The 19547-nt window shown below is 73.3% G+C and carries 19 protein-coding genes; 5 read left to right on the forward strand and 14 right to left on the reverse strand.

Annotation, left to right across the window (positions count from 1 at the left end; translation table 11 throughout):
• Positions 1–125 precede the first annotated feature (125 nt).
• From JK361_RS39415 to JK361_RS39425, 3 genes are all read right to left on the reverse strand, one after another.
• A complete protein-coding gene (locus JK361_RS39415; protein WP_201827738.1) occupies positions 126–1175 on the reverse strand; it encodes a Zn-dependent alcohol dehydrogenase in 1050 nt (349 codons plus the stop codon).
• Positions 1175–2323 (reverse strand): acyl-CoA dehydrogenase family protein, encoded by a 1149-nt coding sequence (locus JK361_RS39420; RefSeq protein WP_201827741.1) that lies wholly within the window; start codon positions 2321–2323, stop codon positions 1175–1177. Before JK361_RS39420 ends, JK361_RS39415 begins: the two co-directional genes overlap by 1 nt.
• Positions 2324–2506: 183 nt before the next feature.
• A complete protein-coding gene (locus tag JK361_RS39425) occupies positions 2507–3421 on the reverse strand; it encodes an SDR family NAD(P)-dependent oxidoreductase (protein WP_201827744.1) in 915 nt (304 codons plus the stop codon).
• An 86-nt stretch (positions 3422–3507) separates the two neighbouring features.
• Here JK361_RS39425 and JK361_RS39430 point away from each other — a divergent pair, with 86 nt between their 5' ends.
• Positions 3508–4434 carry a cyclase family protein gene (locus tag JK361_RS39430; RefSeq protein ID WP_201827747.1) on the forward strand — a complete coding sequence of 309 codons (927 nt, stop codon included), beginning with the start codon at positions 3508–3510 and terminating at the stop codon, positions 4432–4434.
• 253 nt (positions 4435–4687) lie between these two features.
• Here JK361_RS39430 and JK361_RS39435 read toward each other — a convergent pair whose 3' ends face one another.
• From JK361_RS39435 to JK361_RS39455, 5 genes are all read right to left on the reverse strand, one after another.
• A complete protein-coding gene (locus JK361_RS39435; protein WP_201827793.1) occupies positions 4688–5161 on the reverse strand; it encodes an ATP-binding protein in 474 nt (157 codons plus the stop codon).
• An 18-nt stretch (positions 5162–5179) separates the two neighbouring features.
• Complete coding sequence (locus tag JK361_RS39440; protein ID WP_201827751.1) at positions 5180–5317, reverse strand: hypothetical protein; 138 nt, start codon at positions 5315–5317, stop codon at positions 5180–5182.
• A 397-nt stretch (positions 5318–5714) separates the two neighbouring features.
• Positions 5715–6602, reverse strand: a complete 888-nt coding sequence (locus JK361_RS39445) for an acyl-CoA dehydrogenase family protein (RefSeq protein ID WP_201827755.1) — start codon at positions 6600–6602, stop codon at positions 5715–5717.
• Positions 6603–6604: 2 nt separating this feature from the next.
• Complete coding sequence (locus tag JK361_RS39450) at positions 6605–7738, reverse strand: acyl-CoA dehydrogenase family protein (protein WP_201827758.1); 1134 nt, start codon at positions 7736–7738, stop codon at positions 6605–6607.
• A complete protein-coding gene (locus tag JK361_RS39455) occupies positions 7738–8934 on the reverse strand; it encodes an amidohydrolase family protein (RefSeq protein WP_201827762.1) in 1197 nt (398 codons plus the stop codon). The genes JK361_RS39450 and JK361_RS39455 overlap by 1 nt, the downstream gene beginning before the upstream one ends.
• A 102-nt stretch (positions 8935–9036) precedes the next feature.
• Here JK361_RS39455 and JK361_RS39460 point away from each other — a divergent pair, with 102 nt between their 5' ends.
• Positions 9037–10545 carry a class I adenylate-forming enzyme family protein gene (locus JK361_RS39460; protein WP_201827769.1) on the forward strand — a complete coding sequence of 503 codons (1509 nt, stop codon included), beginning with the start codon at positions 9037–9039 and terminating at the stop codon, positions 10543–10545.
• Between the two features lie 243 nt (positions 10546–10788).
• On the opposite strand, the gene JK361_RS39465 is transcribed toward JK361_RS39460, so the two are convergent.
• Positions 10789–12249: a zf-HC2 domain-containing protein gene (locus JK361_RS39465; RefSeq protein WP_372448788.1), complete on the reverse strand. Its 1461-nt coding sequence runs from the start codon at positions 12247–12249 to the stop codon at positions 10789–10791.
• A complete protein-coding gene (locus JK361_RS39470; protein ID WP_201827773.1) occupies positions 12246–12803 on the reverse strand; it encodes a sigma-70 family RNA polymerase sigma factor in 558 nt (185 codons plus the stop codon). Before JK361_RS39470 ends, JK361_RS39465 begins: the two co-directional genes overlap by 4 nt.
• Positions 12804–13138: 335 nt before the next feature.
• Here JK361_RS39470 and JK361_RS39475 point away from each other — a divergent pair, with 335 nt between their 5' ends.
• Positions 13139–13519: an STAS domain-containing protein gene (locus JK361_RS39475; protein WP_201827776.1), complete on the forward strand. Its 381-nt coding sequence runs from the start codon at positions 13139–13141 to the stop codon at positions 13517–13519.
• 206 nt (positions 13520–13725) lie between these two features.
• Positions 13726–14238 (forward strand): EF-hand domain-containing protein, encoded by a 513-nt coding sequence (locus tag JK361_RS39480; RefSeq protein ID WP_201827778.1) that lies wholly within the window; start codon positions 13726–13728, stop codon positions 14236–14238.
• A 24-nt stretch (positions 14239–14262) separates the two neighbouring features.
• On the opposite strand, the gene purU is transcribed toward JK361_RS39480, so the two are convergent.
• Positions 14263–15147, reverse strand: a complete 885-nt coding sequence (gene purU, locus JK361_RS39485) for a formyltetrahydrofolate deformylase (protein WP_201827782.1) — start codon at positions 15145–15147, stop codon at positions 14263–14265.
• A 47-nt stretch (positions 15148–15194) separates the two neighbouring features.
• The gene (locus JK361_RS39490) at positions 15195–15695 is read right to left on the reverse strand and encodes an SCO4402 family protein (RefSeq protein WP_201827786.1); all 501 of its coding nucleotides are present in this window, start codon (positions 15693–15695) and stop codon (positions 15195–15197) included.
• 117 nt (positions 15696–15812) lie between these two features.
• Here JK361_RS39490 and JK361_RS39495 point away from each other — a divergent pair, with 117 nt between their 5' ends.
• Positions 15813–17138: an ABC transporter substrate-binding protein gene (locus JK361_RS39495; RefSeq protein WP_201827788.1), complete on the forward strand. Its 1326-nt coding sequence runs from the start codon at positions 15813–15815 to the stop codon at positions 17136–17138.
• A gap of 40 nt (positions 17139–17178) precedes the next feature.
• On the opposite strand, the gene JK361_RS39500 is transcribed toward JK361_RS39495, so the two are convergent.
• Together JK361_RS39500 and JK361_RS39505 are read right to left on the reverse strand one after the other, a co-directional pair.
• Positions 17179–18894: a hypothetical protein gene (locus JK361_RS39500; protein ID WP_201827791.1), complete on the reverse strand. Its 1716-nt coding sequence runs from the start codon at positions 18892–18894 to the stop codon at positions 17179–17181.
• A gap of 201 nt (positions 18895–19095) precedes the next feature.
• The coding region (locus JK361_RS39505) for an NsdA family TPR-like regulatory protein (protein ID WP_504739921.1) at positions 19096–19547 on the reverse strand (452 nt) is incomplete at its 5' end.

Consider the following 19547-nt stretch of genomic DNA (forward strand, 5'->3'; position numbering starts at 1 on the left):
CCGCTCCAGACCACGAACACCACCGCGCCACCCGGCCCGACCGCTCCAGAACACGAGCACCGCCATGCCACCCGGCCCGGCCGCTCCAGAATGCGAGCACCGCCGTGCCACCCTGCCCGGCCGCTTCAGAACGTGAGCACCGCCCGTGCCACCCGGCCCGCCTCCGCGTCCGTCCGCGCCTTCTCGAAGTCCTCCACCGGGTAGACGGCCGACACCAACTCGTCCAGCAGCAGGCGTCCTCGGCGGTACAGCCCGGCGTACAGGGCGATGTCCCGCTGGGGGCGCGAGGAGCCGTAGCGGCAGCCGAGGATCGACTTGTCCAGGAAGAGGGAGGAGACCAGGAACGACGCCTCGGCGGTGGCCGGGGGCACCCCGAGCAGGATCGCCTGGCCGCGCCGGTCGAGCAGGTCGACGGCCTGCCGGATCAGCTCCACCCGCCCGACGCACTCGAAGACGTGGTCGGCTCCGGTCGGCAGGATGCCCCGTACGCCCTCCACCGACGTGAGGAAGTCGGTCGCGCCGAACTGCCGGGCCACCGCCTCCTTGTCCGGATTGGCGTCCACGGCCACGATCTCCAGCGCCCCCGCGAGCCGCGCCCCCTGGAGGACGTTCAGCCCGATCCCGCCCGTGCCGATGACGACCACGCTGTCCCCGCGGTCCACCCGCGCCCGGTTCAGCACCGCGCCGACCCCCGTCAGCACCCCGCACCCGATCAGCGCGGCGGACGGCAGGGGGATGTCCTCGGGGATCCGCACCGCCTGCACGGCCTTGACGACCGTACGTTCCGCGAAGGCCGAGTTGGCCGCGAACTGGTACACCGGGTCCGTGCCTCGCGTGAACGGCTTCCCCGGGCGCCCGATCGCCTGCCGGCACATGGTCGGCCACCCCCGGTCGCACTCCGCGCACGTCCCGCAGCTGGCGAGCGTGGACAGGGCCACGTGGTCGCCGGGCGCGACATGCGTGACACCCGCGCCCACCGCCTCCACGACCCCTGCGCCCTCATGGCCCAGCACCACCGGCGCCGGGAACGGGATGGTGCCGTCCACCACCGACAGGTCGCTGTGGCACAGCCCGGCGGCCGCGACCGCGACCAGCACCTCACCCGGCCCCGGCTGCCGTACCGCCAGGTCGTCGACGACCCGGACCTGTCTGCCGTCGAACACCACACCACGCATCACACGGCCCCCTTCGGCTCTCCCGGCAGACCGAGCACGCGCTCGGCGATGATCGTGCGCTGGATCTGGTCCGAGCCGCCGTAGATCGTGTCGGCCCGGCTGAACAGGAACAGGTGCTGGGCCGCGTCGATCTCGTACGGCGACGAGGCCGACCAGTCCACGGGCCCGGCGGCCGCACCCGCGCCCCTGATCTCGACGGCCAGCTCGCCCAGCCGCTGGTGCCAGTTCGCCCACAGCAGCTTGGCCACGCTGGGCGCGCCGGGGTCGCCGGTGCCGCCCAGCGTGCGCAGGGCGTTGAAGCGCATGGCGCGCAGTTCGGCCCACTGCCGCACAAGCCGGGCGCGCAGCACGGGGTCCCGTACGGCCCCGGTCTCGACGGCCGTCGCGACGATCCCCGCCAGCTCCGCGGCGAACCCGATCTGCTGGGCCAGCGTCGACACCCCGCGCTCGAACCCCAGCAGGCTCATCGCCACCCGCCAGCCCTGTCCCGCTTCCCCGACCACGTGCTCCACGCGTGCGCGTGCCCCGTCGAAGAAGACCTCGTTGAACTCGCTCGTCCCGGTCAGCTGCCGGATGGGACGCACCTCGATCCGGCCGGGCTGGTCCATGGGTACGAGCAGAAAGCTCAGTCCGCGGTGCCGGCGCTCGTCCGGGTCGGTCCGGGCCAGCACGAAACACCAGTCGGCCTCGTGGGCGAGCGAGGTCCAGATCTTCTGCCCGCTGATCCGGTAGTCCGCGCCGTCCCGCACGGCCACCGTCCGCACGCCGGCCAGGTCGGAGCCGGCGCCCGGCTCGCTGTACCCCTGGCACCACAGTTCCTCGCCGGCGGCGATCGGGGGCAGGAAGCGCGACTTCTGCTCGGGGGTGCCGTGTGCGACCAGCGTCGGCCCGAGCAGATTCTCGCCGATGTGCCCGGAGCGCGGGGGCGCCTTGGCCAGGGCGTACTCCTCGGCCCAGACGACCTGCTGGGTGAGACCGGCGGTTCGGTTGCCGTATCCCGACTCCGGCCAGCCGAGGCCTATCCAGCCGGCTTTGCCCAGCGTGCGTTCCCAGGTACGCCGACGCATCGTGGAGTCGACGTGCGCGGCAAGCCAGCCGCGGACCTCGCCCCGGAACGCCTCGTCCTCTTCGCTGAACCCGAACTCCATACCGACCGCCTCCACTCGATCGCGGGATGCGCTGAAACGCCCTGGAAGGGGCACGGGGAACCGCGCGACAAGCCACCACGAACCCGCACCAAGCCACGCGCGGCAACACCCCCGAAGGGGCGCGGGGAACTGCGCGAACAGCCACCACGGACCCGCAGCCGCCGGACGGCGAACGCACCCGGGCTAGTGGGCGTTCGGCCGCCCCCCACCCCGCGCCGCCTCCTCCATCGCCGCCACCTGCGCAAGCATCGGCATCGGATCCACCCCCACCGACCCCGGCAGGAACTCCGCGATCGCCTCCGGCGTCCACCCACCGGACGCATACGCCGAGCGCAGTTCCCTCGGCTGCGCCCACACCGCGATCTTCGGCCCGACGATCGTGTACACCTGCCCGGTGATGCCCTGCGCGGCAGCCCGCTCGGACAGCAGGTACACCACCAGCGCGGCCACGTCCTCCGGCTCCCCGTTCTCCGCCAGGGCCATCGGCACGTTCGCCGACATCCGCGTACGCGCCACCGGCGCCACCGCGTTCGCGGTCACCCCGTACTTGTGCAGGCCGAGCGCCGCGCTCCGCACGAGCGAGATGACGCCGCCCTTGGCCGCGCTGTAGTTGGCCTGGGAGACGGAGCCCTGGTGGTTGCCGCTGGTGAAGCCGATGAGGGTGCCCGACCCCTGCTTGCGCATGACGGCGGAGGCGGCCCGGAACACGGTGAACGTGCCCTTCAGGTGGGTCGCGACGACCGGGTCCCACTCCTCCTCGGTCATGTTGAACAGCATCCGCTCGCGCAGGATGCCCGCCACGCACACGACGCCGTCGACACGGCCGTAGGCCTCCACCGCCGTGTCCACGACCCGCCGGCCGCCCGCCATGGTGGAGATGTCGTCGGCGACCGCGACGGCCGCGCCGCCCGCCGCCTCGATCTCCTTGGCGACGGCCTCGGCGACCTCGCTCGTGGGCGAGGCGCCGTCCACCGCGACGCCGTAGTCGTTGACGACGACCTTCGCCCCCTCGGCCGCCGCGGCCAGCGCGACCGCCCGTCCGATCCCGCGCCCGGCACCGGTCACGGCGACGACCTTGCCTGCCAAGAAGTTCCCCACGCCCGGCCCCTTCCCGCGGTTTCTGACGGTCCGTTAGATTTTATGGCCCGTCGGACGCACGGACACAAGCCCCGGGGAGGCACCGGATGGCACTGCCGGAGGAGTTCCACGAGATCGCGGGGCGCGTGAACAACTGGGGGCGCTGGGGCGCCGACGACGAGATCGGCACGCTGAACCTGGTCACGGACGAGGTCGTGCGCGCGGCCGCCGGCGAGGTGCGCACCGGGCATCGCGTCCCCCTCGCCCTCCCGCTGCGGCAGGACGGCGTGCAGACGGGGATGATCCCGGGCCGGGTCAACCCGCTGCACGCGATGGTGCAGGTCAACCAGGAGCTGTTCGGTCCGGGCACGGTCGCGTGCAGCGACGACGTGGTGACCATGGGACTCCAGGCCGGCACCCACTGGGACGCGCTGACCCATGTCTCGCACTCCGGGAAGCTCTACAACGGGCGCCCGGCGCGGACGGTCACCGCGCACGGCGGCGCCGAGTTCGGCGGTATCGACAAGGTGCGGCACCTGGTCTCGCGCGGGGTGCTGCTGGACGTGGCACGCGCGCGTGGCGTGGCCCGGCTGGCGGGAGGCCACGCGGTGACGCCGGAGGATCTCGCGGCGGCCGAGGAGTTCGGCCGGGTCCGGGTGCGGTCCGGTGACATCGTGCTGGTGCGCACCGGGCAGACGCAGGTGTACCTGGCCGGGGACAAGCACGGGTACGGCTATCCGTCGCCGGGGCTCTCGGTGCGCTGCCCGGAGTGGTTCCACGCGCGCGATGTGGCCGCGGTCGCGAACGACACGCTCACTTTTGAGATATTTCCGCCCGAGACGGAGAATCTGTGGCTGCCCGTGCACGCCCTGCATCTGGTGGAGATGGGGATGCTTCAGGGCCAGAACTGGAATCTCGAAGAGTTGTCCACAGCCTGTGGAGAGACGGGGCGGTACGCGTTCCTGCTGTCGGCGATGCCCGAGCCGTTCGTCGGCGCGACGGGGACGCCCGTGGCGCCGGTGGCGATTCTCTGAAGGGCCGCGCGAGGAGTGCGGCCGGCGGCGCGGCTCCCCCCTTCACGCGCACGCGCCGCCGCCCGATGCGACCCACACTCGACGAGGACCACCGGCAGCCGGGCGCCCTCGCCGTCCCCTCGCGGCGAATCGACGCCCACCAGACTGATCAGGTGCCCGTGGGACGTCAACGCCGCGGCGCGTACGTGTTGCGGCACCGTGTTCGCGGCGCCCGCGCACGGTTGCACCCCCGGCGCACCGGGGCCGCGGGCCGCTACACCGCTTCGAAGGCGAGATCCTCGTACGCGGAAAGGCCGCCCCCGTACGCCGTCGCCGCGCTTCCCCGGGACGGTGAACAGCGGTCCAGTTCGCACCAGATGTTCTTGCCGGCGCCCTCGGGGCTCCAGCCCCAGCGGTCGGCGAGACAGTCCACGAGGGCGAGGCCACGGCCGCCGGTGGCGTCACCGTCCACGCAGCGGGGCACGGGCGCGCGGGAGCTGTTGTCGGCCACCTCGACCCGCACCGGGGCCGGCGCGTCGTTCCCCGCCGCCGTGCCCGGCAGGCAGAGCCGCAGCACGGCGGGCCGGCCGGTGTGCACCACGGCGTTCGTCACCAGCTCGGAGACGAGCAGGATCAGGGTCTCGGCCAACGGCTCGTCGGCCGTTATCCCCGACCCGGCGAGCCGCGAGCGGGCCCACCTCCGGGCCCGCCCCACCTCCGTGGGGTCGGGCCGGATCTCCAGCTGCACTTGAAGCACCTGCACCGCTCACACCATCCGAACCGGCGGACACATGACGCCGCGCCGCTCTCGCGCCACGGCGTCGGCCGCGGCGACGATCACGACGAGGGCCACGATCGTAGCCATTCTCTGCATGGCCTGGACAACGGCCAGAGCAAGGGTCACGGACCGTGACTCCCTTGCGAGACAGCATGGTTGACGTACAGTCACCCCAACAAGCGCTTCAGGCATATTCCCGCGCGAAGGAGTACGCGTAGGGCATACTGTGCGACGCTCGTGCCGGGGAGTCGAACAGGCGGGGGCAACGGCCCTGACCGCCCCGCGAGCAGCGGCGCGCACCGCGCGGCCCGGCATCGCCCCAGGGGCATCGCCGGCCCGGCTCGTACGCGCAGCCACTCGCATCCACCACAAGGTACCGGAGCGGGTACCCGACTCCGGGCCGTGACGAGTCCCAGTAAGGACACAACCGGATATCAACGCTCCGTGATTCCGGTTCGCCACGATCCGCGACATCGTGGGCCAAGGCTTTTCCGGAGTCACGGCCCGGCGGGCCGCCGGCGGCTCAGCCCGCCAGGACGGCGGCGAGCAACTCCTCACCCTGTGCGCCTCCCCCGGCACGCTGCGCCCGCACCCAGGCCCGCTTCAGGTGCAGGTGGACGTCCGCCTCCCAGGTGAACCCCATGCCGCCGTGCACCTGGAGGCAGTCGCGGGCCCCGCGCACCGCTGCCTCGTCGGCGAGCAGCCGGGCGGCGGCGATGTCGGCGGGGCCGGCGGTCACGGCGGCGGCGTAGACGGCGGCACGTGCGGTCTCGGTCCGCACCAGCAGGTCCGCGCACAGATGCTGGACGGCCTGGAAGGCACCGATCGGCCGTCCGAACTGCTCACGCGTCCGGGCGTGTTCCACGGCCAGCTCGCACACCCGTCCGGCCGTGCCCAGCTGCTCGGCGGCGGTGAGGAGCACGGCGACGGGGTCCGGGCCGCCCGCGGCAGGGTCCGGGATGCCGGGGCCGGGCAGGCGGTGCAGCGGTGTGAGGGGGTCCACCGACCTCAGGGGCACGGCACCGGAGGCGTCCCCCCGGACGACGTCCGCCGCGTCCAGCCACTCCGCCAGCTCCCCGTCGACGGCCACCACGACCGTCTCCCCGTGCGCCGCGCCGGGCACGCCGCCGGCCGCGAGATGCGTGGCCACGAGCGGCCCGGGCAGCAGCGCCCGGCCCGCCTCCTCGAAGGCCAGCACGGCCTCCGGCAGCCCCAGTCCGACGCCGCCGTCCGCCTCGGGCAGCCGCAGCGCGAAGAAGCCCGCCTCTCCGAGGATCCGCCACAGCGTCCGGTCCAGCCGGCCCGGCGCCCCGACGGCGGCGCGCAGTGCCTCCCGTCCGAAGCACCGGGCCAGCAGTTCCCGTACCCCCGCGCGCAGCGCCCGCTGGTCGTCCGTGAGTCGGAACCGCACGTTCATCTCCCTCTGGGCAGGCCGAGGATCCGCTCGGCCACGATGCCGCGCTGGATCTGCGAGGTGCCGGCGGCGATGGTGTACGACAGCGAGGACAGCCGGTCCAGCACCCAGGGCCGGTCCAGGTCGAGGGCGCCCGGGCCGAGGATCTCGGCGGCGGTGTCGTACAGCTCCTGCCGGGCGTGCGAGTAGCGGAGCTTGAAGACCGAGCCGCCGACGCCCGGCACCCCGCCGCTCGCCTCCGCCTCGCTGACGTTCCACTGGGTCAGCCGCCACAGTGCCCGGAACTCCGCGTCGAGCCGGCCCAGCCGGCGGCGCAGCGCCGGGTCGTCCCAGCGCCCGTTCCCGCGGGCCTCGCGGGCGAGTTCGCCGAGGACGCGGCGGCAGGCGACGACCTCGCCGACGAAGGCGGTGCCCCGCTCGAAGGAGAGGGTGACCATGGTGACCCGCCAGCCGTCGTTCTCCTCGCCCACCCGGTTGGCGACCGGCACCCGCACCTCGTCGAGGAACACCTCGGCGAACTCCGCCGACCCGGCGAGCGTGCGCAGCGGCCGGACGGTGATCCCGTCGGCGTCCATGGGCATCGCGAGCCAGGTGATGCCCCGGTGGCGGGGCGCGTCCGGGTCGGTGCGGACCAGCAGCTCGCACCAGTCGGCGACCTCGGCGTGCGAGGTCCAGATCTTGGACCCGGTCACCACGTAGGCGTCGCCGTCCCTCCGCGCGCGCGTGCGCAGCGACGCGAGGTCGGAGCCGGCGTCCGGTTCGCTGAACCCCTGGCACCACACCTGCTCGCCGCGCAGGATCGGCGGCAGCCAGCGCGCCCGCTGCGCGGGGGTGCCCTCGGCGGCGATGGTCGGCCCGGCGTGCAGCAGCCCGACGAAGTTGGCGCCCACGTAGGGCGCGCCGGCCCGCTCGGTCTCCTCCAGGAAGATCAGCCGCAGGGTCGGGGCGGCGTCCCAGTGGACGGCGGCGTACCCGGCGTCGTACAGCATCCGCTGCCAGCCGAGGTCGTAGGCGCGGCGGCCGGGCCAGTCGTCCGGGGACGGCTTGGCGGGCAGGGTGGGCAGCGCCTTGGTGAGCCACTCGCGCAGCCGGGCGCGGAACTCCTCCTCCTCGGGCGTGTACGACAGGTCCATCAGTTGTCGAGGTCCAGGCCCAGCATGCGGATGGCGTTGCCCCGCATCAGCTTGTGCACGGTCTCGTCGTCCAGGCCCTTCACATGATCGAGTGCGACCTCCTTGGTGTGCGGGAAGGTCGAGTCGACGTGCGGGTAGTCGGTCTCGAAGGTGGCGTTGTCGCGGCCGACGACGTCCAGGGACGCGACACCGTGCTTGTCGCGGAAGAAGCAGCAGAAGATCTGCCGGTAGTAGTACGTCGACGGCGGCTCGGGGATCAGGTCCCTCACCCCGCCCCAGGCGCGGTGCTCCTCCCACACGTCGTCGGCGCGCTCCAGGGCGTACGGGATCCAGCCCATCTGCCCCTCGGAGTAGGCGAGCTTCAGCCGCGGGAACTTCACCAGGACCCCGCTGAAGAGGTAGTCCATCATCGAGGCCATCGCGTTGTTGAAGCTCAGGGACGCCTGGACGGCGGGCGGCGCGTCCGGGGAGGCGGCGGGCATCTGGGAGCTGCTGCCGATGTGCATGTTGACGACCGTGCCGGTCTCCTGGCAGACGGCGAAGAACGGGTCCCAGTAGCCGGAGTGGATGGAGGGCAGCCCGAGATACGTGGGGATCTCGGAGAAGGTGACGGCCCGCACCCCGCGGGCGGCGTTGCGCCGGATCTCGGCGACGGCCAGCTCCACGTCCCACAGCGGGATCAGGCACAGCGGGATCAGCCGGCCGCCGCTGTCCCCGCACCACTCCTCCACCATCCAGTCGTTGTAGGCGCGCACGCAGGCGAGGGCGACCTCCTTGTCGTGGGCCTCGGCGAAGGTCTGCCCGCAGAAGCGGGGGAAGGTCGGGAAGCAGAGGCTGGCCTCGACGTGGTTGAGGTCCATGTCCTCCAGCCGGGCCTTGGGGTCCCAGCAGCCGCGCCGCATCTGCTCCCGGGTGATGCCCTCCAGGGTCATCTCGTCCCGGTCGAAGCCGACGGCGGCGATGTTCCGTTTGTACGGGAACTTCAGGTCCTCGTAGATCCACCAGTCGGTCGGAGGGCCCTGCGGGTCCATGGTGATCTGGTACTTGCCGCCGACGTAGGCCAGTTCCCCGATGCCGGCGGTCAGCGGCCGGGGACCGCGGTCCCGGTACCTGGCGGGCAGCCAGGTGTCGAAGAGGTGGGCGGGCTCGATCACGTGGTCGTCGACGCTGATGATGCGGGGCAGTTCGGTCGCCATGGGGTCCCCTCCGCCGGACGGTGCCCGTCAGGGCACTGCTTATCTGATGGTCCGTCAGATAGCATGTCACCTGACGAGTCGTCAGCCAAGCAGGGGGCAGCCGTGAACGAGACCCCGCACGATCTGAGTTCCGCCCGCACACTGTGGGAGCTGGCCGCCCGCCGCGCCGCCGTCACTCCCGACCGCCCCGTCCTCCTCCAGGCCGGCCGCCGGCTGACCTTCGGCGAGCTGCGCGCGCGGGCCGAACGCGTCGCGGCGGGCCTGTACGGCATGGGTGTGCGCCCCGGCACGGTGGTCGCCTGGCAGCTGCCCACCCGCATCGAGACCGCCCTGCTGTCCTTCGCGCTGGCCCGCCTGGGCGCCGTGCAGTCCCCGGTCATCCCCTTCTACCGGGACCGGGAGGTCGGCTTCGCCCTGCGCGAGTCGAAGGCGGAGTTCTTCGCCGTACCGGGCGTCTGGCGCGGCCACGACCACACGGAGATGGCCCGCCGCCTCGGCGCCAAGGGCGTCTTCGAGGCGTACGACACCCTCCCCGACGGCGACCCGTCCGTCCTGCCCCCGCCCCCCGCCGAGGGCACCTCGGTGCGCTGGATCTACTGGACCTCGGGCACCACCTCCGACCCCAAGGGCGTGCTGCACACGGACCGTTCCCTGATCGCGGGCGGCTCCTGCCTGGCGCACGCCCTGCGCCTCACCCCCGACGACGTCGGCTCGGTGGCCTTCCCGTACGCCCACATCGCCGGCCCCGACTACACGGTGATGCTCCTGCTCTACGGCTTCCCGGCGGTGATGTTCGAGCACTTCGCGCTGCCGGACGCGCTGGCGGAGTACCGGCGGCACGGGGTGACGGTGGCCGGCGGGTCCACGGCCTTCTACTCCCTCTTCCTGGCCGAACAGCGCAGACGGCCGGGCGCCAAGGTGATCCCGACCCTCCGGCTGCTCGCGGGCGGCGGCGCGCCCAAGCCGCCCGAGCTGTACCACGCCGTGACCCGCGAGATGGGCGTCCGGCTCACGCACGGCTACGGCATGACCGAGGTCCCGATGATCACCATGGGGGACCCGGAGGACACCGACGGGAACCTGGCCACGACCGAGGGCCGGCCGCCGGCCGGCATGGAGATCCGGATCACCGACGGTGAGATACGGCTGCGCGGCGAGGCCGTGTGCCAGGGCTACCTGGACCCCGCCCAGACGGCCGCCGCCTTCGACGCCGACGGCTTCCTGCGCACCGGGGACCTGGGGCACCTGACGGAGTCCGGCCATCTGGTGCTCACCGGGCGCCTGAAGGACGTGATCATCCGCAAGGGCGAGAACATCTCCGCCAAGGAGATAGAGGACCTGCTGGCCGCGCACCCGGCGGTGGCGGACTCGGCGGTGGTCGGGCTGCCGGACGCCGAACGCGGCGAGCTGGTCTGCGCGGTGGTCGAGCAGCCGCCGGGGGCCGCCGGGCTGACCCTGCCGGAACTCGTGTCCTTCCTCCGCGCACAGGGGCTGTCCGTGCACAAGCTGCCGGAGCGGCTGGAGGTGGTGGACGCCCTGCCCCGCAACGACACCCTGCGCAAGGTGCTCAAGTACAAGCTGCGGGAGCGGTTCTCCGCGCCGCCGCCGTAAGGCCGCCTCCGGGACGCGCGCCGTCACCGCGGGCGGACGCCTGCCGGTAGGTACGGTCGCCGTGGACGGACAGCCTGCCGGGAGCGCGCGCCGTCACCGCGGGCCCAGCGCCTGCCGGGACGTACGGTCGCCGTGGGCCGAGCGCCTGCCGGGACGCGCCGTCACCGCGGGCGGGCGCCTGCCGGGACGCGCCGTCGCCGTGGGCGGGGCGCTCCCGGGACCGCGGGCCGACGGCGCCCGCGCTCACATCCGGCTCAGGCTCGCCGCCGCGTACAGCACGTCCCTGATCGCCCGGCGGTCGCCGCCCTGGCCCACCGCCGCGTCCTCCGGCGACACGTGGCCCGCGGCCAGTCGGCAGAACTCCACCCCGTCCAGGGCCACATGGGCCACCTCAAGGTCCGCGGAGCCCACCGCCGCCGGCGAGTCCAGGGGGATCAGCCACTCGCCACCGGCCGCGCCCTCGATCTCCAGCCGCAGGCTGCGGCCGGGAGCCCCGGCCGGGACCAGGTGCGGGGTCCGGCGGCCCGGCTCGGACAGGCCCGCGCGGCGGCGCCCGGCGAGCACCGTGGGCAGCAGGCGGGCCGCCAGGTCGATCATCCGGTTGAGGTGCCGGGGCGCCGGCGGCGGGTACGGATAGTCCACCGCCTCGGCGATGTCCTCGGCGTGCACCCAGCACTCGAAGGCGCGGTCCAGCATCGCGTCGTGCAGCGGCAGCGAGAAGTCGCCGTACGGCACCGTGAGTCCGCCCGCGTGGCCGCCGGTGAAGGACACCGTCCGCACCAGGCCGTGGCTCTGCTCCCGCCAGGGCCCGCGTACCGAGCGGAGCGGGAGCGGGCCGTTCCCGCCCGAAGGGTGGGGCGAGGCCGGCGGGAGGTGCGAGGCGCGCCAGTACGCCTCCGTGCGGCCGGCTGGGCCCAGGGTGCCCGGCTCTGCCGCACCGGCGGCCTCGGCCAGCGGGTCCGGCAGGCCGAGCGCCGTGGCGACCAGCCCGTCCACCGCCAGCAGATGCGCGATCACCCCGGCGACCGTCGTGGGACGGCTCGTCGGGAGGTCGGCCTCGAACCACCGCAACCGCACCGGCGCGTGCCACTCCGCGTCGCCGAAGTCCTGGAGCAGCGCGTCCAGTCGGGCGGCCTCGGCGTCGTACGGCGCCGCCCAGTCGGGCACCGGGATGCGCGGCGGCCGGCGGCCCAGGCAGCTCTCCAGGACGCGGGTGCGCAGCGAGGGGTCCAGATCGAGGCTCTCCGGCTGGTGCAGCAGGCCGACCGCCTCGCGCAGCCGGCGGGCCTCGTCGGCGCAGGAGCCGCAGCCGCCCAGGTGCTCCTCCACGGCCGCCGTCTCCGCCGCCGAGCAGGCGGCCAGCGCCCAGGCGCCGAGCAGCGACTTCAGGACGTCGTGCGACAGGTCGAGCGGCACGGGTGCGAGGTCCCCCAGGTCGGCGAGGCCGGACAGCGGAAGCCCGCCGTCCTCCACGGAGGCGCGGGGCGTGGGTATGCGCGGGACGGGTCCGTGGCCGCCGCCACCGCCCGGGACGCCGTCCCCCACCCCACCACCGCGACCGTCACGGTCGCCGTGTCCGGCACCACCGTCCCAGCTGTCGTGGCCGTCACGGCTGTCGTATCCGTCACGGTCGCCGTGTCCGGCACGGCCCTCACGGTCGTCGTGACCGTCGTGGCCGTCGTGTGCCTCGAACCAGCCCGTCACACCGCACCCCGGTATCCCGGCGGTGTGCCTGTGTCGTGGGCGGTGGAGAGCAGTTGGAGGCCGAGGCGGAGCCGGCGGCGGGCCTCGTCCTCGGTGACGCCGAGGTCGGCCGCGGTCTGGCGGTAGTCACGGCGCTGGAAGTAGGCCGAATCCAGGGCGGCGCGCAGCGGGGCGGGCATGGAGTGGACGATGAAGTCGGCGCGGGCGGCGACCGAGGCGCGGCGGACCGTGCTCTCCAGCTCCTCGCGCCGCGGCTGTTCCCGTTCCTCCCGGTCCCGCAGCCGCTGCACGGCGACCCGGTGGGTGACCGCGGCGACCCAGGAGCGCAGCGGGCCCTGCTTGGGGTCGTAGGTCTCGGGGTGCTCCCAGACGTGCGCGAAGACCTCGCGGGTGACGGCGTCGGCGGCCCGCTCGTCGCCGAGGACGCGGTGGGCGAGGCTGTGCACGAGGGAGGCGAACCGGTCGTACAGCTCGCCGAGGGCGGCCGCCTCACCGCGGGCGAGCCGCTGTTGCATCTTGCGGTCCCAGCGGGGCGGTGCGTCCTTCCCGGCCATGCTGTCCCCTCCCCTCACCTTGTCCGGCCCGTCCAGCCTGTCGGCCCTGTCCCCTCGAATGTAGTCGGCACGTCCGACAACGCACGCCCCTTTGTGTCAATGTGCGCCCCCGGGAGCGCCGCAGGTGATAGTGCCCCCTTCACACAAACTTCACACGAGAGGCGTGCATCTCTGATCGAACAGGATCGATAGTGACCGAAACAAGCCCCTTGTCGATCGCCCGCCGTTTGCCGCGCCACGTTTCAGGGAACGGCCGCTGGGCAGCCGCGCGGAATGAAACGTAGGAACTGCTTCCGGTTCCGGGCGGTTCCGGGAGAACCGGCGAGCGGAGGGGCGTGGCCGTGGCATTCAATGTGACCGGCGTCGAACAGGGCGAGTGGGCCGTGCTCCGGGTGTCCGGGGAACTGGACCTGATGACCTCACCGGTGCTGCGCCAGCACGTGCACGACGTCGTCGCCGAGGGCCACCACAGCCTCGTCGTGGACCTCTCCGACGTCTTCTTCTGCGATTCCAGCGGGGTCGGCGTCCTCATCGCCGCACGGCGGCTCATCCGCTCCTGCCAGGGCCGGCTGCGGCTGATCCTGCCGGACCGGGGCGCCGACGACGGCTCCCACGTCAACCGCGTCCTCGGCGCGCTCGGCGTCCGCCGGCTCTTCGACGTCCGCCCCGACCTCGACTCCGCGACCACGGACGAGGCGGACCCGCTCTCCGCCTGAGCGGCCGAGCCGGAGCAGCCGTGCCCGAGCAGCCGTCACGTCCCCGCGACCCGACCACACAGTTGTCGCAGAATTCCCCCGGTCTTGGCACAGTCGCCGGTTTTCCGCCGCCCGACGGCCACCCGCGTCGTACGCTCCCAGCCAGGTCGGCCCACCGACGGCCAGCCCCTCCCGTACGACCCTCACGTAAGGCGGTCCGAACAGACATGGTCAGCACCGAGTACGAGCGCAGGATCGCCGCCCGGTTCGCCGGCTTCGACCAGGACGGCAACGGCTACATCGACCGCGAGGACTTCAGCGCGGCGGCCAAGGCGCTGCTCGCCGAGTTCGGCGTACCCGCCCGCTCCGACAAGGGGCAGGCGCTGTACTCCGGCGCGGAGGCGTTCTGGCAGGGCATGGCCGGCATCGCCGACCGGGACGGGGACCAGCGCATCACCCGCGAGGAGTTCGTCACCGGCGCGGTCAAGCGGCTGCGCGACAACCCCGACCGCTTCGCCGAGATCGCCCGCCCGTTCCTGCACGCGGCCCTGGCGGTGGCCGACACGGACGACGACGGCCGCGTCGACCTCGCGGACACCGCGCGCCTGCTGAGGGTGCTGCACGTGCCGGCCGGCATCGCCGAGGCGACCGCCGCCGCGCTCGACACCGACGGCGACGGAAGGGTCGGCGAGCCCGACATCGTCCCGGCCTTCGCCCGCTACTTCACGGTGCCCGAGTAGGCGCACCGCCCCGGGGCCGGGCCCCTACGCGAACACCACCGTCCGCCGGCCGTTGAGCAGGATGCGCCGCTCCGCGTGCCACTTCACCGCCCGCGCCAGGGCCTGGCACTCCACATCGCGGCCGACGGCGACCAGCTGGTCCGGCGTCACGTCGTGCCCGACCCGCTCGACCTCCTGCTCGATGATCGGCCCCTCGTCCAGGTCCGCCGTGACGTAGTGCGCCGTCGCCCCGATCAGCTTCACACCCCGCGCATGCGCCTGGTGGTACGGCTTGGCGCCCTTGAAACTCGGCAGGAACGAGTGGTGGATGTTGATGATCCGGCCGCTGAGCTGCTTGCACAGGTCGTCCGAGAGGACCTGCATGTAGCGGGCGAGGACGACCAGTTCGACCTGCTCCTCGCGCACGATCTCCAGCAGCCGGGCCTCGGCCTCCGACTTGGTGTCCTTGGTGACCTGGATGTGGTGGAAGGGAACGTTGTAGGAGCCCACCAGCTCCTGGAAGTCGGTGTGGTTCGACACCACGCCCACGATCTCCACCGGCAGCGCACCGATCCGCGCCCGGAACAGCAGGTCGTTCAGGCAGTGCCCGAACTTGCTGACCATGAGCAGGATGCGCATCTTCTGGTCGGCCCGGTTGATCTGCCAGGCCATGTGGAAGGAGTCGCCGATCGCGGCGAAGCTCGCCCGCAGCTTGTCCACCGTCACCGGCGCCTCGGCCGAGAAGTGGACGCGCATGAAGAACAGTCCCGTGTCGTGGTCGCCGAACTGCTGGCTGTCCTCGATGTTGCAGCCGGTCATGAACAGGTAGCTGGACACGGCGTGCACGATGCCCTGCTTGTCCGGGCAGGACAGCGTGAGGACGTACTGGTCGGCCGGTGCCGCGGCGGGAGAGGCGGACTGCTCAGTCATGCACTAAAGGTTCCCACACCCGCCCCCCTCGCGGGGGCGGCCGTCCGCTACGCGGACCGCGTCAGGATCCGCAGCACTTCCAGGCTCTTCGGCGGCGCCTCGGGGTCCTCCCCGTCGCTCACCGACATCCGCACGTGCGCGTCCCGCGCCGCCTGCACCGCGTCCGGCCAGCCGGCGTGCTCCAGGTAGACGGCGACCGGCGCGTCCGGGCCGACCTGGTGCATGATCCGCAGCACCCGCAGCACGGCGGTGTCGACGAGCGCCGCCTCCTGCGAGTCCCGGAATATGGTGCCGACGTACTTCTCCGCCGACCAGTTGTCCAGCCAGGTGTCCTCCACCAGCCGGTACACGGCGTCCGTGACGTCGCCGTAGCCGTCCGCGCCGGCCAGCCAGACGTCCCGCTGGAACACCGGGTCGGAGAGCATGTGCAGCGCCGAGCGCACATTGCTGCGCCACCGCCACCACGGCATGTCGTTCAGGGGCATGCCGCCCATGGTGGAGGAGCGACGGCCGCGACGGGAAGAGTTCTCCGAACCTTGCACGGTCATCGATCGTACGTTCCCCGTCCCACGCGTCTCACCGGCCCCTGTAATTCACCTCCATGTCACCTTTCGTTGACCGAGAGTCACTCACCGGTTCGCGGTGTGAGGGAATCGTGTGTGTCCATGACCGGCAGGCGACGCACGCGCACCACCCCACGTCCCGCTCCATTCCGCCCCGTCCGGGCCGCCGCCCTCACCGCAGGTGCCGTGGTCCTCTGTGCGTCGCTCACCGCCGCATGCGGGGTCATCCCCGGTGCCACGGGGGGCTCCGGGGATGACCCGATCAAAGTGATGACCTGGGCCCCGCAGGACACCGACGCGACGAACAAGCCCGGCATGCCCGCGATGGCCCTCGCCTTCGCCAAGTGGATCAACGCACACGGCGGTATCGACGGCCGCGATCTCGAGGTCCTGACCTGCAACGACCAGAACGACAGCGTGGGCGCCGCGAAGTGCGCCCGGCGCGCGGCGAGCGAGAACGTGGTCGCGGTCGTCGGGTCGTACAGCCAGTACGGCGACTCCTACCTCGCCCCGCTGGAGGGCGCCGGCATCCCCTACATCGGCGGCTACGGCGTCACCAACGACGAGTTCACCGGCGCCCTGTCCTACCCGGTCAACGGCGGCCAGCCCGCCCTCCTGGCCGGCCTCGGCAAGGCCCTCGCGGCCGACTGCGGCAACGTCACCCTGGTCCGCCCCGACAGCATCGCCGGCGACGAGCTGCCCGCGATGCTCGACTCCGGCCTGAAGTCCGGCGGCCACCCGGAAGCCGACGACCAGCTCGCCGCCGAGGACGCCACCGAGTACGGCGGCCAGGCCGACCAGGCGCTGCGCTACGCCACCAAGGACGTGACGCGGAAGGGCTGTGTGGTGCCCGCGCTCGGGGACCGCACGGACACCTTCATGGACTCCTTCCGGCGGGCCCGCGCGAGCTATCCGGGCGTGCGCACGGCGACCGTGCTCGGCAGCGTCGACCAGACGGTGATCAACACCACGGGCGGGGCATCGGGTCCGTACGAGGGGGCGTACATCACCAGCTGGTACCCGGTCGCCACCGATCCGCGCTGGGAGCCGATGAAGAAGGTGATCAACGAGGAGGCGTTCGGCGACAACCGCATCGACCCCGCCGACGCCGGTGTGCAGACCACGTGGATCGCCTACACCGTGCTCAAGGCCGCCCTGGAGGAGATCGACGGCGGTGAGGTGAGCGCCGACACCGTGCGGCGCACCCTCAACAACGGCCTGCGGGTCTCCACCGGCGGCCTCACCCCGACCCTGTACTGGCCCTACGAGGGCAAGCTCGCCGGGGTCGGCTTCCCCCGGCTGGTCAACGCCCACGTCACCCTCCAGGTGGTCCAGGACGGCAAGCTGGTCGCGGCCCGCAAGGGCATCGGCGGTGACGACGGGGTCGCCGACATGACCTCGGTCCTGGGGCAGGCCGACGTGCCGTGACGGGCCCCTGGGGCGGGGCCCGCCGGGGCCGCGCCGGCCGTCACAGCTGGGTGGGCTGGCGCTGGGTCAGGCCGTACTTCCGCGCGATCGCGTTCCACAGCGCCGCCGCCTTCGTCTTCTGCGCGCTGGCGGTGCCGCTCTCCCGGTTGCCGGCCTGGGTCTCGTTGGTGGTCCGGGCGTGCCCCTTGCGGCAGACCTTGCGGCCCTTGGCCTGGTCGGCCCAGGCCGCGTAGTGGTTGTCCGCCGCGGCGGACGCCTGCCAGGCCTTGTTCAGCGCGGCCGTCAGATCGGCGTTGGCCGGCAGCTTGTCCACGGACAGCTTGCCGAGCCGGGTGACCAGCCCGCTGCGCTGGCGGGCCGCGTCCCGCAGGTTGCCGGCGGCCTGGCCGAGGTTGTCGCACTGCTTGACGTCGGCCACCGCCTGGATCACCGAGGCCCGGCTGCTGCCGCTGTCCGCGAGCAGCTTGTCCAGCTCGACCGCCTGCTCCCGGGCGGGGTCGACGGTGGGCGAGGCGGAGCTCTGCGTCACCGCCGGGGAGGCGGCGGCGACCGGCTGGTCCTTGTCGCCGCCGCGGTCCTCGCCGCCCCCGCCGCTGAGCAGTGCGCCGGCACCGACTCCGACCACGATCAGGCCGACGCCGATCGCGGCGATCAGCGGCACCCGCGAGCGGCCGGTGCGCCGCCCGCCGTCGTCGTCCGGCTCGTCGTACGACGACGACCGGTCCTGGCGGTACGACGGCTGCGCCGGGCCGGGGTAGGCGTCCGGCTGCTGGACGCGCGGGAGCTGCTGGGTGGACCCGGCCGGGCCGTCGTCGCCCGCCCCGCCGCGGAAGAGGTTGTCGAACTCGGCGGGCGGGAACCGGTCCGCCCCCTGCGCCTGCCCCTGGGCGGCGTAGGGCGGGATGTACTGCGTGGCCTCCGCGTCGGAGGGCGCGGGCGCCGCCTGCCGGGGCACCTGGCCGAGGTACCGCGTCTCCTCGCTCCCCGACTCCGGCGGCAGCGCGCCCGGCGTCACCGGCGGTATGTACTGGGTGGCCGCCTCGTGCCCGGGGCCCGCGGCGACCGGCGGGATGTACTGGGTGGCACCGTCGGCCGGCGCGGCCTGCACGGGCGGGATGTATCGGGTGGCGTCCTGGTCCGCCGGGGCACCGGAGGCGCCGGGACCCGCGGGGACCGGCGGGATGTACTGGGTCGCGCCGTCGGCAGCGGCGGGCAGCGGGGCGCCGGTGGCCGGGTACGCGTCCGGCAGCGGGGCGGCGGGCTGCGCCGGGTACGGCTGCTGGTGCTGCTGCTGGTAAGGGCCAGGCGAGCCGTACGCGGGCTGCTGAGCGGCGCCGTAGGTGCCGGGGCCGCCCTGGCCGGCGGAGCCGTGACCACCGTAGGAGGAGGCTCCGCCGCCGTAGGAGGGGGCTCCGCCGCCGTGGGAGGGGGCCTCGCCGCCGTAGGCCGGGGCCTGGCCGCCGTACGACGGGGCCGGGGCGCCTTCCGGGGGCAGCGGGCCGGGGCTCGCCGGGGCCGGGGACTGCTCGGGGCCGCTCCACTGCGGGGCCGCGGCCGGGGGCCAGCCCTGGCCGGGCTGGGGCGCCTGCTGCTCGGGGCCCCAGGAACCGCCCCAGGCCTGCCCCCCGGCCGGGTTGGCGGGCGCGGGCGCCCCGGTCATGCCCGGCAACAGGGGCTCGCCTCCGTCGGAGGGCAGCACGATGCCTTCGCGCGCGGGCTGCGCCGAGGGCTCCTCGCCCTGTCCACTCTGCGTCACCGGGACTCCTACTAATGGGGGACCTTGTGAATCGTCGGGTCACGCTACCGGGTCCCCCGAGCCGGGTGCCACGCAGCTCAGGGCGTGATCTTGCTTCCTGTGACAGCAGTAACAGAACCGCCCCGCGAGACGCTGTTCTATGGCACCCGGCGCACGCCGGGTGCCGTTTCCCGCTTGTTCACCGCTCCGCGGGGCCGGTGTTCACGCAGCCTGCTGGAGGTCGAGGCGCGCCCCGAACTCCCGTACCACCGCCTCCTCCCGGAAGGGCTCCAGGCGTTGCTGGAGGTCGTCCAGGTACTCGGCGCCCCGGTTGGAGCGGAGCGTCTCCAGCAACTCCACCGCCCGCAGACCCGTGTTGCAGGCCTGCTCGATCTCGCGCTGCTGCACCTGGGCCGTGGCGAGCAGCACATAACCGATGGCGCGCCGGCGGGCCCGGGCCTCGGGATGTCCGGCCAGCGACTGCTCGGCGTACCGCGCCGCCTGCTCGGGCTGCCCGAGATCGCGGTGGCAGTGCGCCAACTCGTCGGCCAGGTATGCCTCGTCGAAGTGCGCGATCCACACCGGGTCGTCCCCGGAGGAGTCGTCCGCCCGCTCCATCGCCGTGACCGCCCGCCCGCCGGACGCCTGCGCCGCGCGCACGTCTCCGAGCAGGG

Origin of the sequence: Streptomyces musisoli (assembly GCF_016741855.1) — a bacterium.
Taxonomy (GTDB): domain Bacteria; phylum Actinomycetota; class Actinomycetes; order Streptomycetales; family Streptomycetaceae; genus Streptomyces; species Streptomyces musisoli.

Coding starts and splice junctions, on each gene's coding strand:
- JK361_RS39450 (WP_201827758.1), bottom strand. CDS start 7,738: ATGGACCTGTCGTACACGCCCGAGGAGGAGGAGTTCCGCGCCCGGCTG.
- JK361_RS39490 (WP_201827786.1), bottom strand. CDS start 15,695: ATGACCGTGCAAGGTTCGGAGAACTCTTCCCGTCGCGGCCGTCGCTCC.
- JK361_RS39415 (WP_201827738.1), bottom strand. CDS start 1,175: ATGCGTGGTGTGGTGTTCGACGGCAGACAGGTCCGGGTCGTCGACGAC.
- JK361_RS39420 (WP_201827741.1), bottom strand. CDS start 2,323: ATGGAGTTCGGGTTCAGCGAAGAGGACGAGGCGTTCCGGGGCGAGGTC.
- JK361_RS39455 (WP_201827762.1), bottom strand. CDS start 8,934: ATGGCGACCGAACTGCCCCGCATCATCAGCGTCGACGACCACGTGATC.
- JK361_RS39470 (WP_201827773.1), bottom strand. CDS start 12,803: ATGGCCGGGAAGGACGCACCGCCCCGCTGGGACCGCAAGATGCAACAG.
- purU (WP_201827782.1), bottom strand. CDS start 15,147: ATGACTGAGCAGTCCGCCTCTCCCGCCGCGGCACCGGCCGACCAGTAC.
- JK361_RS39480 (WP_201827778.1), top strand. CDS start 13,726: ATGGTCAGCACCGAGTACGAGCGCAGGATCGCCGCCCGGTTCGCCGGC.
- JK361_RS39430 (WP_201827747.1), top strand. CDS start 3,508: ATGGCACTGCCGGAGGAGTTCCACGAGATCGCGGGGCGCGTGAACAAC.
- JK361_RS39495 (WP_201827788.1), top strand. CDS start 15,813: ATGACCGGCAGGCGACGCACGCGCACCACCCCACGTCCCGCTCCATTC.